Source organism: Streptomyces pseudovenezuelae, assembly GCF_029892565.1.
Lineage (GTDB): Bacteria > Actinomycetota > Actinomycetes > Streptomycetales > Streptomycetaceae > Streptomyces > Streptomyces pseudovenezuelae_A.
Genome location: NZ_JARXVH010000002.1, coordinates 720,927 through 734,420 on the forward strand (window position 1 = coordinate 720,927; position 13,494 = coordinate 734,420).

The window sequence follows — 13,494 nt, forward strand, 5'->3', positions numbered from 1 at the left end:
TGGGGGGAGTTGGGACGGGTGGGTCACCTGAGCGAGCCGGCGGCGAGACCGGTGCGCCAGAACCTCTGAAGAAGGATGAACACGATGATGACGGGCACGATCGACACCAACGAACCGGTGATCACGGACTCCTGGAGGAGCGGGGCGCGTGCGGTCTGCCCGTTCCACTCGTACAGACCGAGCGTGATCGGGAAGAGGGACTCCTTCTGGAGCATCACCATCGGCAGGAAGAAGTTGTTCCAGATGGCCACGAACTGGAACAGGAAGATCGTCACCAGCGCCGGTGTCATCATCTTGAAGGCCACCGAGAAGAACGTGCGGAACTCGCCCGCGCCGTCCAGCCGCGCCGACTCGATCAACTCCTGCGGCACGGCGGCGTTCGCGAAGATACGCGCGAGATAGACACCGAAGGGGCTGACGATGCTCGGCAGGAACACCGCGAGGTAGGTGTTGACGATGCCGGTCGCCGAGAACAGCAGGAACAGCGGCAGGGCCAGCGCGGTGGTGGGCACCAGGACGCCGCCGAGGATGACGGAGAACAGGAACTCCCGGCCGCGGAACTGGAACTTGGCCAGCGCGTACCCGCACAGTGCCGAGATCAGCGTGCCCACGGCGGCGCCCAGCACCGCGTAGATGACGGTGTTGAAGACCCACCGGCCGAAGACGCCGTCGCTGCGGGTGAACAGGACGCGCAGGTTGTCGAACAGGTTGAAGTGCGAGAACGCCAGGCCGTTGGTGGAGGCGAGTTCGCCCTGCGGCTTGGTCGCCGCGACGATGAGGAAGTAGATCGGCAGCAGGAAGTAGATGGCCAGCAGGAACATCAGGGCCATGACGGCCGTACGGCTGACACGGCTCTCGCGGATCGTCGATGGATTGCTCACAGCCCCGCCTTCTTCGAGGTCAGTCGCATGAACCCGAAGCTCAAGACGAAGGTGATGACGGCGATGACCACCGAAATGGCCGCGGCCTGCTGGTAGTTGTTCCCGGACGCCACCGCGTACGCGAGCATGTTCGGGGTGAACGTGCTGGAGATGTTCGAGGAGATCTGGCGCAGCACGGCCGGCTCGGCGTACAGCTGGAGCGTGCCGATGATGGAGAACACGGTGGTCAGGACGATCGACGGGGCGATGATCGGTACCTTGATCCGCCATGCGATCGCCCAGTTGCTGGCACCGTCGAGCTTCGCGGCCTCGTAGAGCTCCTGCGGGATCGACTGCAGTGCCGAGAACATGATCAGCATGTTGTAGCCGGTCCACAGCCACGTGGAGATGTTCGCCGTCGACCACAGAATGGCACCCGGGCCGAGGAAGTCGGGCTTCAGACCGATGTCGCCGAGCAGGTCGACGATGGGGCTGAGCTGCGGCGAGTACAGATACGACCACATGATCGCGGCGATCACACCGGGCACCGCGTACGGCATGAACGCGGTGATCCGGAAGAACGCCTTGAGCTTCAGCAGGGGAGTGTCCAGCAGCAGGGCCATCGTCAGCGCCACGAACAGCATGACGGGCACCTGCACGATGCCGAACAGCGCGATACGGCCGATGCTCGACCAGAACTCGGTGTTCTGGAACACCTGCCCGTACTGCTCGAAACCGCCGAAGGTCGTGTACGAGGTCCCGTACTGGCCACCGCTGCGGCGCACGACGCGGAAGCTCTGCCACAGCGCGTAGCCGACGGGGACCAGGTAGAAGAGCAGGAACGGGAGGAAGAAGGGGGTCACGAACGCGATGACGGTACCGGCGCGGGGGCCGCCGCCGTTGAGACGACGGCGGCGGTCCCCGGGGGGCGTCACCGCGCGAGTGGCGCGGGTTGCGGTGTCGGTCATGCTGAGGTCACTTGCCCGCCGTAGCCGGGATCGCCTGGTCCTTCATCGACTTCAGCGCGGTGGCCTGGGCCTTCGCGAGCGCGTCGGTCAGAGTGCCGTCACCGGCCGCCGCCTTGGCCATCGCGTCCTGCAGCGCCAGGTTCACCGTCTTCTGCGTGGGACCCCAGGCGAAGCTCGTGTCGATCTTGTTGGACGAGTCGGCGAAGACGTCGAAGATCTTCTCGTTGTTGTAGTACGGCACACCCTGGGACAGCGCGGGAAGCTTCAGGCCGGCGTTGGCCGCCGGGTAGAGACCGCCCAGCTTGTTCTCCAGGGCCAGGGCCTCCGGGTCGCTGTTGAGCCAGGTGTTGAACTTGACCGACTCGTACAGGTGCTTGCTGCCCTTCATGAACGCGACGGTCGAACCGCCCCAGTCACCGGACGCGCCATCGGTGCCCCACGTCGGCATCGGCACGATCGACCACTTGCCGGCCTGCTTGGGCAGGTTGTCGCGGAACATGCTGTAGCCCCAGGCGGCGCCGACGTAACTGGCGATCTGGTCCTTCTGGTACGCCGCGTACATCTGCGTCGACCCGTTGGCGAGGTCGGTGCGCACGAGCTTGTCGGAGATCAGCTTCTGCCAGTACTCCGCGACCTGCTTGCTCTGGTCCGACTCGACGTTGACCTGCCACTTGTTGTCGGCGTAGCTGTACATCTCGGCCTTGTTCTGCCAGAGCAGACCGTTGAACCACTCGGCGTTGTTCGGGTCGAAGAACGTCATCGTCAGGCTGGAGTCCGCCTTGTGCAGCTTCGCCGCGGCGGCCTCGTACTCGTCCCAGGTCTTGGGGACCGCGACGTCGTACTTCTTGAAGATGTCGCTGCGCACGAACAGGGCCATCGGTCCGGTGTCCTGCGGCATGGCGAACACACCGGTGCCGCCGAAGCTGGCCTGCGACCAGGTCCACGGCACGAACTTCGACTTGGCCGCGGTGGCCTCCTTGCAGGCCGAGGCGTCCACGAAGGCGTTCTGCGTGCGCAGGTTGGGCAACTCGTCGTAGCCGACCTGCGAGAGGTCAGGGGCCTTGCCGGCCTTGAGGGCGTTGCCGAGGGTGCCGTACTGGTCGTTGGAGATGTTCTTCGTCTCGACCTGGATGTTCGGGTTCTTCTTGTTCCACAGGTCGACGACCTTGTCCATGCCCGGAACGGTGTTCCAGTACTGGAGGGTGACCTTGCCCTTCGCGGGCTCACAGGGGGCCGCGGACGTCTTGTCGGACGAGTCGTCGGACGACGAGCAGCCGGCGAGAAGGGCGATGCTTGCGGCCGCGGCGACTACGGCGAGGCGGGTGCGCGTGATTGTGGTGCTCATATCTTCCGTTCCAGAGAACGACTAGCGACGGTGCTAGGCGGGTCGACGTTGACACCTCAGGCGGATGCCTTCTGGTTGGAATCCTGTTGGAATCAGGGACCGTGAGCGGTAACGTGAGCGCTCACGGGAGCGGTAACGGGAGCGGTAACGATGCAGTTGTTCTGAAGTGATTGGGAGTGTGCGCTTCGGTGCCACCGAGTGTCAAGACTCTCGAGTGACATGGGCGTCCGTACACACGGTCGCACCACAACTTCGGCCCGGGGCATACTCGGTGCCCTTGCCGAGGCGCGCGCATCGGCAATAAGTGGAGGTGAGTGATGGCGTCGTCGGGGAGCGGACCCCGCAGGGTCACGATCGACGATGTGGCCCGGAGCGCCGGAGTCTCCCGGCAGACCGTGTCACGGGCGCTCAACGACAAGGACGAGATCGGCGTCTCCACCAAACAGCGCGTCCTGGATGCCGCCCTCGCGCTGGGATACCGACCGAGCCGCTTCGCCCGGGGCCTCGTCCGCCAGGACACGATCAGCGTCGGACTGGTGATCCCCGACCTGCTCAACCCGTTCTTCACCGAGGTCGCCGCCGCCGCGCTGGACGCGGCGCGGGCGCGCGAGTGGCACGTCGTCGTCTACGACACCGGCGACCGCGTCGAGGAGGAGCGCGGCACCCTCGAAGTGATCGCCTCGCAGGTGGATGCCGTGGTCGGCTACCTGAGCCTGCCGGAGGACGAGATCGACAAGCTGACCCGCGGGCTCCCCGTCGTGCTCATCGACCGGGAACACCGCACCGAACGGTTCAGCTCGATCCGGATCGAAGGCGAGGAAGGCGTCCACGCCGCGATCAGGCATCTCGTCGAGGCCGGCCACCGACGCATCGGCATGCTCGATCACGCGGAGCGGTCCAAGCCGAGCATCCGCCACCACTGGTTCGACGCCGCCATGTCTGCCTGCGGACTGGACGCCGGAGCGGTGAGCCGCGCGGACCAGAGCGTCGAGGGCGGGGAAGCCGCCCTGAGGGAACTCCTCGCCGCCCATCCCGACGTGACCGCCGTGTTCACCTTCAACGACATCATCGCCATCGGCGCCCTGCGCGCCGCTCGCCGCCTAGGCCGGGAAGTCCCCCGGGACCTCGCCGTGATCGGTTTCGACGGCCTCCGCCTCGGCTCACTCGTCGAACCGCCGCTCACGACCGTCGCCCTGGACACGCGGGGGCTCGGCGCGCTGGCCGTCGAACAGGCGGCGCGGCTGCTGACCCGGAGTGAGCCGCTGAGCAGTGACGAGCTGGCGGTGGGGGCGGAGTTGCGGCTGCGCGAGTCGGCGTAGCCGGCGGGGGAGACCGCCGGCCGCCACGATCGACCGTTCGTCGAGGATGCGGGCATACGGTTCGACCCCGCGCCACACGTGGACGCCGTTCCAGTGGGAGAGGCTCTCGTTCGGGATGATCTGCGCCGTTCTCAAGCCTCGGTGTTTCTGCGACTGCGGCGGTCGGCTCCCAGACGGGCGTAGTAGTCGATGAGGCCGGGGTCGTCGATCGCGGCGGGATTGACGACGTCCTCGGCGGGGGCGCCCTGGAGGAGGCGCTTGACGGGTACTTCGAGCTTCTTGCCGGTCCGGGTGTGCGGGACGGCGGGGACTTCGAGGATCTCGTCGGGAACGTGACGGGGCGAGGCACCGGCCCGGATCGCTTCCTTGATCTTCGCGCGGAGGGCGTCGTCCAGGGACACCCCGGCCGCGGGGACGACGAACAGGGGCATCCAGTAGCCGCCGTCGGGTTCCTCGGCGCCGATGACCAGGGCCTCGGTGATCTCGGGGAGTCGCTCGACGACGTCGTGGGTGTCGGCGCTGCCGAGGCGGACGCCGTTGCGGTTGAGGGTGGAGTCGGAGCGGCCGTGCACGATCACGGAGCCGTGACCCGTGACGGTGATCCAGTCACCGTGCCGCCACACGCCGGGATACGCCGAGAAGTACGCGTCGTGATAGCGCTCGCCGTCGGGGTCGTTCCAGAAGGACAGTGGCATCGACGGCATGGGGCGGGTGACGACCAACTCGCCGACCTGGTCGACGACCGGGCTGCCCTCGGAGTCGTACGCGGCCAGTGCCACACCCAGATGCGGGGCCGAGAGCTCCCCCGCCCAGACGGGGGTCGTGGGTGCGCTGCCGGCGAAGCCGGAGACGATGTCGGTGCCGCCGCTGATGGAGGCGAGCAGGGCGTGAGTGCCGACGTGGTCGCGGACCCAGGGGTAGGCGGAGGCGGGCAGGGCGGAACCGGTACAGCCGACCACGCGGATCGCCGACAGGTCGTGCACGGACGGGTCGATGCCGAACTTGGCCATCCCCAGCAGGTATTGAGGACTCGTGCCGAAGACGGTGACGCGGTGCCGGGCCGCCAGTGCCCAGAGGGTGTCGGGGCGGGTGAGCGGGGCGGGGCTGCCGTCGTAGGTGCAGGTCGTGGCGCCGGTCAGGAGGGTGGAGGCGACGAGGTTCCACATCATCCAGTGGGTGGTGGTGTACCACAGGAGGCGGTCGCCGGGGTCGAGGTCGGAGTGCAGGCCGAGGGTCTTGAGGTGTTCGAGCAGGACTCCGCCGTGGCCGTGGACGATGCCCTTGGGCAGGCCGGTGGTGCCGGAGGAGAAGACCACCCACAGGGGGTGGTCGAACGGCACCGGCGTGCAGGCGAGTTGCTCCGTGCGAGTGGCGGCGTCCTCCCACGGGACGACCAGCGACGGGTAGTCGCGCACGGGCCACGGCAGGCCCACGTGGTCGACCAGCAGGGTGGCCTTCAACGTCGGCAGTGCGGTGGCGAGTTCGAGGACGGCGTCGCGGCGGTCATGGGCGGTTCCGTTGAAGAGGTAGCCGTCCGCGGCGATCAGGACGGTGGGTTCGAGCTGCGCGAAGCGGTCGGCGGCGGCCTGGGGTGCGTAGTCCTGCCCGCACACCGACCACACGGCCCCGAGCGAGGCGGCGGCGAGGAACGCGACGATCGCGTGCGGGGTGTTGGGCAGATAGCCGACGACCCGGTCGCCCTCTCCGACGCCCAGGTCGCGCAGGGTGGCGGCGACGGAGGCGACCTGGCCGCGCAGGTGCTTCCCGGTCACCTCGTAGCCGACGCCGGTCTCGTCGAGGGCGAGGATCGCCGTGTCGGCGTCCGTGAGGTTGCGCAGGGTGTGGTGGGCGTAGTTGAGGGTGGCGCCGGTGAACCAGCGGGCGCCCGGCATCCGTTCCTCCGCCAGCACCTGCTCGTACGGCGTGTCCGCGTCGATGTCGAAGTACTCCCACACCGCACTCCAGAAGCCTTCCAGGTCGGTGACCGACCAGTGGTGCAGGGCGGCGTAGTCGGCACCGGCCGCCACACCCCGGTGCCGGGCGGCCCAGCGGGCGAAGTCCACGATGCGGCTGCCCGCGGCGGCCTCCGGGGTGGGAGTGAAGAAGGGGTCCGGGTACGGCGTGTTCATCGAGTGGTGCTCCTCAAGAGGCGTGTCTCGGTGGACCGTTGGGAAGGCGGGGTGCTTCGGGTGGTGTGCAGCAGGGACGCCCAGCCCGCGGTGTCCGTGAAGGTGTCGCCGCCGGCCGGGACGACGTCCATCACGACGCGGTCCGGCCGCAACAGCACGGCGCTCGCCCGTCCCTCACGCAGCCAGGCGGCGAGACGGTTGTCGTCGCCGAGGCCGGCCACGGGAACGGTCCGGGCGCCGAGACCGTCTGTGACCGCCAGCAGCGAGGGCGGGAGCGGCAGGGCGGTCAGCACGGCGAAGGAGTCACCGAGGAGTTCGTCGAGGCGGGCGTGCCGTCCGTCGATGTTCACGAGCGGCTGCGGGCAGAAGCCGCCCACGAGACCGTGCCGGCCGAGGCGGACGCGGCGTCGTACGAGTGGCCCGGCGGTCAGTGCCGGGCTGAAGTCGCGGGCGGCGGCCGAGGTCAGGCCGGGGATGCGCACAGCCGCGCCCAGGACGCCGCGGCGGAGGGCGGCGGCACGGTCCTGGCCTCCGGTCATGGCCCAGCCCATCGCGACCGCGAGCCGGATCAGGTGGCGGGCGTGCGGTTTGCGTTCACTCTCGTAGGTGTCCAACAGCCGTTCATCGGCGCCCTGTTGCAGGACCCGGGCCAGCTTCCAGGTCAGGTTGTAGGCGTCGCGCAGGCCTGCGCACAGTCCCTGTCCGACGAACGGCGGGGTGAGGTGGGCCGCGTCACCGAGGAGGAAGACGCGCCCGTGGCGCCAGCGGTCGGCGATACGGGCCCGGAAGGTGTACTGGGCCTGCCGCACCACCTCGAAGTCGGCGCCGTCCGCGAGGTCCACCCATGGGGCGAGCAGCTCCCGCAGCCGCTCGTGATCCGGTTCCGAGCCGTCGCGCAGCCGGAACTCCCAGCGGTAACGGTCCTCGCCGATGCGCATGAACGTCGCCGGCTGCTGCGGGTCACAGATCTGTTCGACGCCTTCCCAGCAGCGGACCGGGAGGCTGGTGCGTACGTCGACGACCGTCCAGCGTTCCTCGAAGTGGAGGTTCTCCCAGGTGGAGCCGATGGCGTCGCGGGTGATGCTGTTGGCGCCGTCGCAGCCCAGGACGGTGTCCGCCCGTAGCAGGTGTTCGCCCTCGTCGTCGCGGTAACTCACGCGGACCGGACCGTCGCCGTCCTGGGCGATGCCGAGGACTTCCACCCCGTCGCGCAGTTCGGCCTCGGGGGTGTCGGTCAGGGCGTCGCGCAGTACGCGCTCCAGTGCGGGCTGGTCGAACATGCTGGTCTGCGGGAAGCCGTGCTCTCCCTGGGCGGCGCGCGGGAACTCGGCCATCACCCGGTGCCGGGCGTCCAGCAGCCGCAGTCCCCGTGCGGGGCGGGCGATCGCGGTGAACTCCTCCTGGACCCCGGCTGCTTGGAGGATCCTGATCACCTCGTCGTCGATGGCGACGGCGCGTGGCAGGGGATAGACCTCCCGGTGGCGTTCGAGGACGACGGTACGGATGCCGCGTCGGGCGAGCAGGAGGGCGGCGGTCACGCCCACGGGCCCCGCCCCGACGATCACCACGGGCAGGTGTCCGGGCCCGGGTGCGCTGTCCGGTGGCTCGGCGGCTTGGTCGACAGTCATGTGCGGCTCACTTCGTGTCTGGGTGGGCGTCGGTCAGTTCGCGTCGGTCACCTCGGTGCGCTGTTCTCCGAGGTCGATGCGTCCGTCCGGGGTGGCGATGGTCGCGGTGATCAGGTCTCCGTGATGCAGGTAGTGCGGGTTGCGGGCCTGGGTCTTGAAGAACGCCTTCCACTTCACGGCGGGCGGCAGCAGTGCGCCGATCTTCTCGACCGCCTTGGGCGGGGCCTTGAGGGCCGTGCCACCGGGGGTGCCGGTCAGCAGCAGGTCGCCGGGGTCGAGGGTCTGGAACCGGGCCAGCAGTGTGAGGGCCTGTGCCGGTCGCACGATCATGTCGCTGAGGGTGCGGTCCTGGCGGAGGTCGCCGTTCACGCTCAACTTCAGCCGCAGATCCAGGAGATGGGCGAAGTCCTCCGACTCCAGCAGGGAGAGGTAGGGCCCGGCGGGCGTGAACGTGGGGTACGACTTGCTCTCGTAGAACTGCGTCTTGGTCAGCTGCACGTCACGGGCGCTGACGTCGTTGGTGACGACGAGCCCAGCGACGTACGACGGCAGGTCCCGCTCCTCGACGACGGTGCCGATGGGCAGCGGTGCGCCCATGACCAGGCCGAGTTCGACCTCGTAGTCGAGGAACTTCACGTGGGAGGGCCGGACGACGGCGTCGTGCGGGCCGCTGACCGAGCTGGACGCCTTGCGGAAGAAGGCGGGCGGGATGTCGCCGGTGAAGCCCGAATCGCGGGCGTGGCTGCGGTAGTTGACCATCTGGGCGACCACGCGGCAGGGAGTGGTGATGGGGGAGAGGGCCACCATGTCGGCCACCGGGGTGCCCGCCTCGTCGCTGTCGGCGGCTTCCCGGACGGCGGCGCGGTCGGCCAGCAGCTCGGCGGTGGTGAGGGCCTTGGTGTCGATGCGGACGGCGCGCGCGTCGCGCACCACCCACCAGCCGTCGGCGGTACGCAGGACGTTGGTGCTCATGTCGGTGCCTTTGTCGAGGAGTCGGGGGTCAGGAGTTGGCGGCCTTGAGGAGGCCCAGGAGGCGTGCCGGGTCCATCTCGTTGTCGCCGCGCAGGGCCTGGATCACGTCGCGGACCCGCGCGGGGGAGGGGCTCGCGCCGAGGAAGTCGCGGGTGGCCGGCGGGCCCCACTGGGCGAGCCCGCTGGTGGACATGGACGCCCAGCCGGGTTCCAGGTCGCGGGAGAAGAGGTCGCCGTCGGCGAAGTGCTCCAGCAAGAGGCGGTCGGGATCGCGCCAGTAGTCGAAGAGCTGGCTGCCCAGGATGTGCCGGCCGATGCCCCAACTGCGCTTGTAGCCGCGTTCGTTGAGGTACTCGCCGCCGGCGGCGATCGAGTCCAGGTCGGTCACCTGGTAGGCGGAGTGGACATAGCCGTTGCCGGGGCCGAGGTGCATCGCGAGGGTGTGGTGGTCGACGGCCAGGCCGCCTCGGTCGCAGCGGAGGAACGCCATCGTCGGACCGCGGTCGCGCTGCCCGTCGAGGAACAGGAAGTCGGACACGATCATGCCGAGTGTGTCCAGGTACCAGTCCAGGGCGCGGCCGAACACCCGTGTCTCCAGCACCACATGGCCCAGGCGCTGGATACGGGACGGCTCCCGGGGCGGGCGCTGCGCGGTGTTCCTGCGGCGGTGGTCCGTGCCGAAGTTGAGCGGCAGCGGCTGCTGCTCGGGCAGTGCCGGCAGCTCCTCGCGGCAGTGCACCACGCGCACGGGGAAGCCCGAGGGGTCCAGGAGGTTCACGGCCCTGCCGCCGCCCGGGACGTCGGCGTCGCGTACGTCCGTCCCCGTGGCGCGGGCCAGCCGGTCCAGGTCGGGCCGCTCGGCCGCGCGGAACGCCGGGCCGATGAAGCTGCTGGTGCGCCCCTTGCGGATCACGATGCACGGTGAGCCGGCGAAGGTGCCGCGCAGCCACAGCTCGCCAGCCGTGCGGGCGGCGATCCCGAAGCCGAAATCGCGGGCGAAGACCTCGGCCCGGTCCAGGTCGGGCTTCTGGAACTCCAGCCAGGCGAGGTCGGCCACCTTGATCACGGGGCTCCGGGATCGCCCGGGGTGCTCGCCGCGCAGCGCCCCCTGTTCGCTGTGGAGGTCCTGGTGGGCCGTCCTGAGATCGCTGGTGCCGACCGCGTTGACGCGGGTTTCGGACATGGTGTCCTCCAAGCAACATCGCTGTAATGAGGAAATCATCAACTTTGACACTTGGTTCGTCAATAGCCGGACGGGGCAAGGTGATGAAATCATCAGAGATGCGCCGGCCAGTGAGCCGACCGGTGAACTGACCAGTTCATCAGAACTGTGACGATGCGCGGACCGTTGCTAAACTCGCGCGTATGCCGACGTCAGCCGCACCCCGCAACCGATTCGAACGGCGTCGTGCCGAGACCCGTCAGGCCCTCGTTCGCGCGGCCCGGCAGATCCTGGCCGAGACGGGGGACACCAGTGCGAGCATCCAGGTGATCGCGGAGCGCGCGGACGTCGGCTTCGGCTCCTTCTACAACCACTTCGAGTCGAAAACGGAACTGTTCGACGCGGCGGTGAGCGACGCCCTCGAAGAACTCGGCCAGACCTTCGACGAGCATCTGCAGGGCATCGACGACCCGGCGGAGCTCGTCGCGGCGGGCTTCCGTCTCAGCGCCCGCCTGGCCGACTCCCGACCCGAGATGATGCAGATCCTGCGCCACCGCGGCCTGGGCCACGTCCACGCCGGCTCGGGCCTGGCCCCACGCGCCCTGCGTGATCTGGAGGTCGGCATCGCCTCCGGCCGTTTCACCATCACCGACCCGACGGCCGCGGTGACCGTCCTCGGCGGCTCCCTGCTGGCGCTGCTGGAACTGCGGTTCGCCCGCCCGGATCTCGACGGTGACGAGGCGGCCTCGAACCTGGCCGAACTGCTGCTGCGCATGCTGGGCCTGCCGCCGGACGATGCCCGCGACGTCGCCCGCTGCCCGCTGCCGGACCTCGGCTGACGACGGCTTGACGCCCTGACCATGGCTGCCGTCCGCGAACAGCTCCGCCGCAACTCGCGCTCCGACCGGACCCGCATCCTCGCCGCCACCCGGCAGGAGCCCAGTCGGGTTGTCCCACGGTCGTAGGGCAGTCCGAGCACGCCTTCGTCCGTCCACCGCACGGCAGGCAATCGGCGAGATTGCCCGTTCGGGCGGGAGTGGGTGCACTGCCTCGATCGGCCGCGCCTGCGACGATCACGAATGCGATGATGCGCCCATGGCACAGACACCGCAGGACTCCTCAGTCACCGCGGACGGCATGACCGCCGCGCAGGCCGTCGACCGGATCGAAGCCGCGGCGCACCCGCGTCCGCATGATCGCCGTCTGCACGCCCGCGGAGCCGTCTACGACGCACGCTTCGTGCCCAGCGGACAGATCACGAAGTGGACGACAGCCGCCTGTCTGACCGCCGAGTCCGAGGCGGTCATCCGGTTCTCCAACGGCTCGGGCCGCTTCGACGCCGACGACCGCGCACGCGGCGTACGCGGCATGGCCGTGAAGTTCCTCGATGCCGACAAGAGCGTCATGGACCTGGTGGCCGCGAACTTCCGGGTCTTCCCCAGCCACAACCCCGAAGGATTCATCGACCTCGTCGAAGCGCTGGGCAAGGCGGGAGCAGAGGGCGGATTCGCCGACCGCGCCAAGGGCAAACTGGCCGCGGCCGGCAAGTTCGCCACCGTCCTGGCCCAACACCCGGAGAGCCGCGGGGCGTTGAAGTCCTTCGCCGGCCAGCAGGCACCGGCCAGCTTCGCCACCACCCGCTACGACGGCCTGCACGCCTTCGTCCTGGTGGACGAGTCGGGCGAGCGCCGGCCCTTCCGCTACCGCCTCGTGCCCCAACTGGGCGAAGTCGAAATCGATCCCGCGTACGCCGAGACACTCGCCCCGAACTTCCTCATCGGCGACCTCGACTCCCGACTCGAAACCGGACCCGTCACCTTCACCCTCGTGTACCAGTTCGCGGAACCGGGCGATCCCACCCACGATCCCTCGCAGGCATGGCCCGAGCACCGGCCGCTGATTCCGGCCGGACATCTGCACGTGACGGCCCGCTCGCCACGGGAAGACCACTGGCAGCGGCAGGTGTTCGACCCCACCCGTCTCGCCCCGGGCGTGGAACCGTCCGACGACGCCATGTTGGCCTTCCGTCGCCACGCCTACTCCGTCTCAGCAGAACGCCGACTCGCTCCCTGACCCCTCCAACAGGGCGACACCAACAGGGCGGCCGGCGTGGTGTGCGGCTGTCCCGATCAGCTCATGGGGACCGTCGTAGCACGTGCCTTGAGCGCGTCGAGCAAGGCACGCGATGCGTGGTTGGACGGTACGCCGGGCGCGGTGTAGGCGCCGATGTATCGCTTCGCCGTGGGCGTCAGGACCAGTGCGCGGGTGTCGGGGCGGTCCACGACGGCGAGGGTGGGGATGAACGCGATGCCGACGCCTGCCGCGACGAGTGCCTGCATGAAGGGGAAGTCACCGGCCCGGCACGCCACTTTGGGCCGCAGTCCGTGCGCCGAGGCGAGCGCGTCGAGTGCGTTGCCAGGAAGGTCCCACATCTGGATCCACGGCTCGTCGGCGACGTCGTCGAGCCGTGCGGTCGAGCGCCGGGCGAGGGCATGGCCGACGGGCACGACGAGGCGCAACTCGTCCCGCAGGAGCGGGTGGTACGCGTACCGGTGTGCGATGTCGGCCCAGCTCGGGGGCGGTTGTTCGGTGTGGAAGTGGTAGACGAGGGCCATGTCGGCGCTGCCGTCGTCGAGCGCGGCCAGTGCCTGCTGCGGTTCGGACTCGATCACGGTCGTGTCGACATGCCGGTCCTCGCGGTCGTTGAGCGCGGCCAGTGCGGGTGCGAGCAGGAGCATGCCCGCACTGGCGAAGGTGGCGACGGTCAGTGACGGCGGTCCCTGCTCCCGCAGCCGGGCGAGTGCGCGTTCGGCGCGGTGGAGTTCGCCGTGGATGGTGTCCGCTGTACGGAGCAGGGCTTGCCCGGCCGCGGTGAGCGTGACGCCCCGGGTGCTGCGCTCGAAGAGACCGGCCTGAGCGGCACGTTCGAGGGCCGCCATCTGCTGCGAGACCGCCGAGGGCGTCAGACGCAGGGCCTGGGCCGCCTGCGCGAAGCTTCCCCGGTGGGCGACCTCGCGGAACACGGCCAGCCGCTGCGCCTCGATCATCAGCCCACCTTACGTCGGGGTTAGCAGTACCCTACTTCTGCTTACGGCCTGAGGCTGTCAGCCT

At 69.2% G+C, this 13,494-nt stretch carries 12 protein-coding genes; 4 read left to right on the top strand and 8 right to left on the bottom strand.

What is annotated here, in order from left to right:
• Positions 1–23: 23 nt before the first annotated feature.
• Genes M2283_RS07935 through M2283_RS07945 form a run of 3 tightly spaced genes read right to left on the bottom strand, consistent with a single transcriptional unit; the run spans position 24 to position 3,173 of the window.
• Positions 24–830: a carbohydrate ABC transporter permease gene (locus M2283_RS07935; protein WP_280875580.1), complete on the bottom strand. Its 807-nt coding sequence runs from the start codon at positions 828–830 to the stop codon at positions 24–26.
• A 47-nt stretch (positions 831–877) separates the two neighbouring features.
• On the bottom strand, positions 878–1,828 hold the full coding sequence (locus M2283_RS07940; protein ID WP_280875374.1) for a carbohydrate ABC transporter permease: 951 nt from the start codon (positions 1,826–1,828) through the stop codon (positions 878–880).
• 7 nt (positions 1,829–1,835) lie between these two features.
• Complete coding sequence (locus M2283_RS07945) at positions 1,836–3,173, bottom strand: ABC transporter substrate-binding protein (RefSeq protein ID WP_280875375.1); 1,338 nt, start codon at positions 3,171–3,173, stop codon at positions 1,836–1,838.
• Between the two features lie 317 nt (positions 3,174–3,490).
• Here M2283_RS07945 and M2283_RS07950 point away from each other — a divergent pair, with 317 nt between their 5' ends.
• Positions 3,491–4,492, top strand: coding sequence for a LacI family DNA-binding transcriptional regulator (locus M2283_RS07950; RefSeq protein ID WP_280875376.1), 1,002 nt, complete (start codon positions 3,491–3,493; stop codon positions 4,490–4,492).
• Positions 4,493–4,623: 131 nt separating this feature from the next.
• Here the strand turns inward: M2283_RS07950 and M2283_RS07955 are convergent, their stop codons facing one another.
• The 4 genes from M2283_RS07955 to M2283_RS07970 are packed head-to-tail and all read right to left on the bottom strand — an operon-like array spanning position 4,624 to position 10,404.
• The gene (locus M2283_RS07955; RefSeq protein WP_280875377.1) at positions 4,624–6,621 is read right to left on the bottom strand and encodes an acetoacetate--CoA ligase; all 1,998 of its coding nucleotides are present in this window, start codon (positions 6,619–6,621) and stop codon (positions 4,624–4,626) included.
• On the bottom strand, positions 6,618–8,249 hold the full coding sequence (locus M2283_RS07960; RefSeq protein ID WP_280875378.1) for a bifunctional 3-(3-hydroxy-phenyl)propionate/3-hydroxycinnamic acid hydroxylase: 1,632 nt from the start codon (positions 8,247–8,249) through the stop codon (positions 6,618–6,620). Before M2283_RS07960 ends, M2283_RS07955 begins: the two co-directional genes overlap by 4 nt.
• A 33-nt stretch (positions 8,250–8,282) precedes the next feature.
• The gene (locus M2283_RS07965; protein WP_280875379.1) at positions 8,283–9,221 is read right to left on the bottom strand and encodes a fumarylacetoacetate hydrolase family protein; all 939 of its coding nucleotides are present in this window, start codon (positions 9,219–9,221) and stop codon (positions 8,283–8,285) included.
• A gap of 28 nt (positions 9,222–9,249) precedes the next feature.
• Positions 9,250–10,404, bottom strand: coding sequence for a VOC family protein (locus tag M2283_RS07970; protein ID WP_280875380.1), 1,155 nt, complete (start codon positions 10,402–10,404; stop codon positions 9,250–9,252).
• On the opposite strand from M2283_RS07970, the gene M2283_RS07975 reads away from it, so the two are divergent.
• The 3 genes from M2283_RS07975 to M2283_RS07985 all read left to right on the top strand — a co-directional run bounded on the left by M2283_RS07975 (position 10,403) and on the right by M2283_RS07985 (position 12,456).
• On the top strand, positions 10,403–10,555 hold the full coding sequence (locus tag M2283_RS07975; RefSeq protein ID WP_280875381.1) for a hypothetical protein: 153 nt from the start codon (positions 10,403–10,405) through the stop codon (positions 10,553–10,555). The two genes, M2283_RS07970 and M2283_RS07975, sit on opposite strands and share 2 nt — an antisense overlap.
• A 31-nt stretch (positions 10,556–10,586) precedes the next feature.
• Positions 10,587–11,222 carry a TetR/AcrR family transcriptional regulator gene (locus M2283_RS07980; protein ID WP_280875382.1) on the top strand — a complete coding sequence of 212 codons (636 nt, stop codon included), beginning with the start codon at positions 10,587–10,589 and terminating at the stop codon, positions 11,220–11,222.
• Between the two features lie 256 nt (positions 11,223–11,478).
• Positions 11,479–12,456 carry a catalase gene (locus tag M2283_RS07985; protein WP_280875383.1) on the top strand — a complete coding sequence of 326 codons (978 nt, stop codon included), beginning with the start codon at positions 11,479–11,481 and terminating at the stop codon, positions 12,454–12,456.
• Between the two features lie 56 nt (positions 12,457–12,512).
• Here the strand turns inward: M2283_RS07985 and M2283_RS07990 are convergent, their stop codons facing one another.
• Positions 12,513–13,430 carry a LysR family transcriptional regulator gene (locus M2283_RS07990; RefSeq protein WP_280875384.1) on the bottom strand — a complete coding sequence of 306 codons (918 nt, stop codon included), beginning with the start codon at positions 13,428–13,430 and terminating at the stop codon, positions 12,513–12,515.
• Positions 13,431–13,494: the final 64 nt, after the last annotated feature.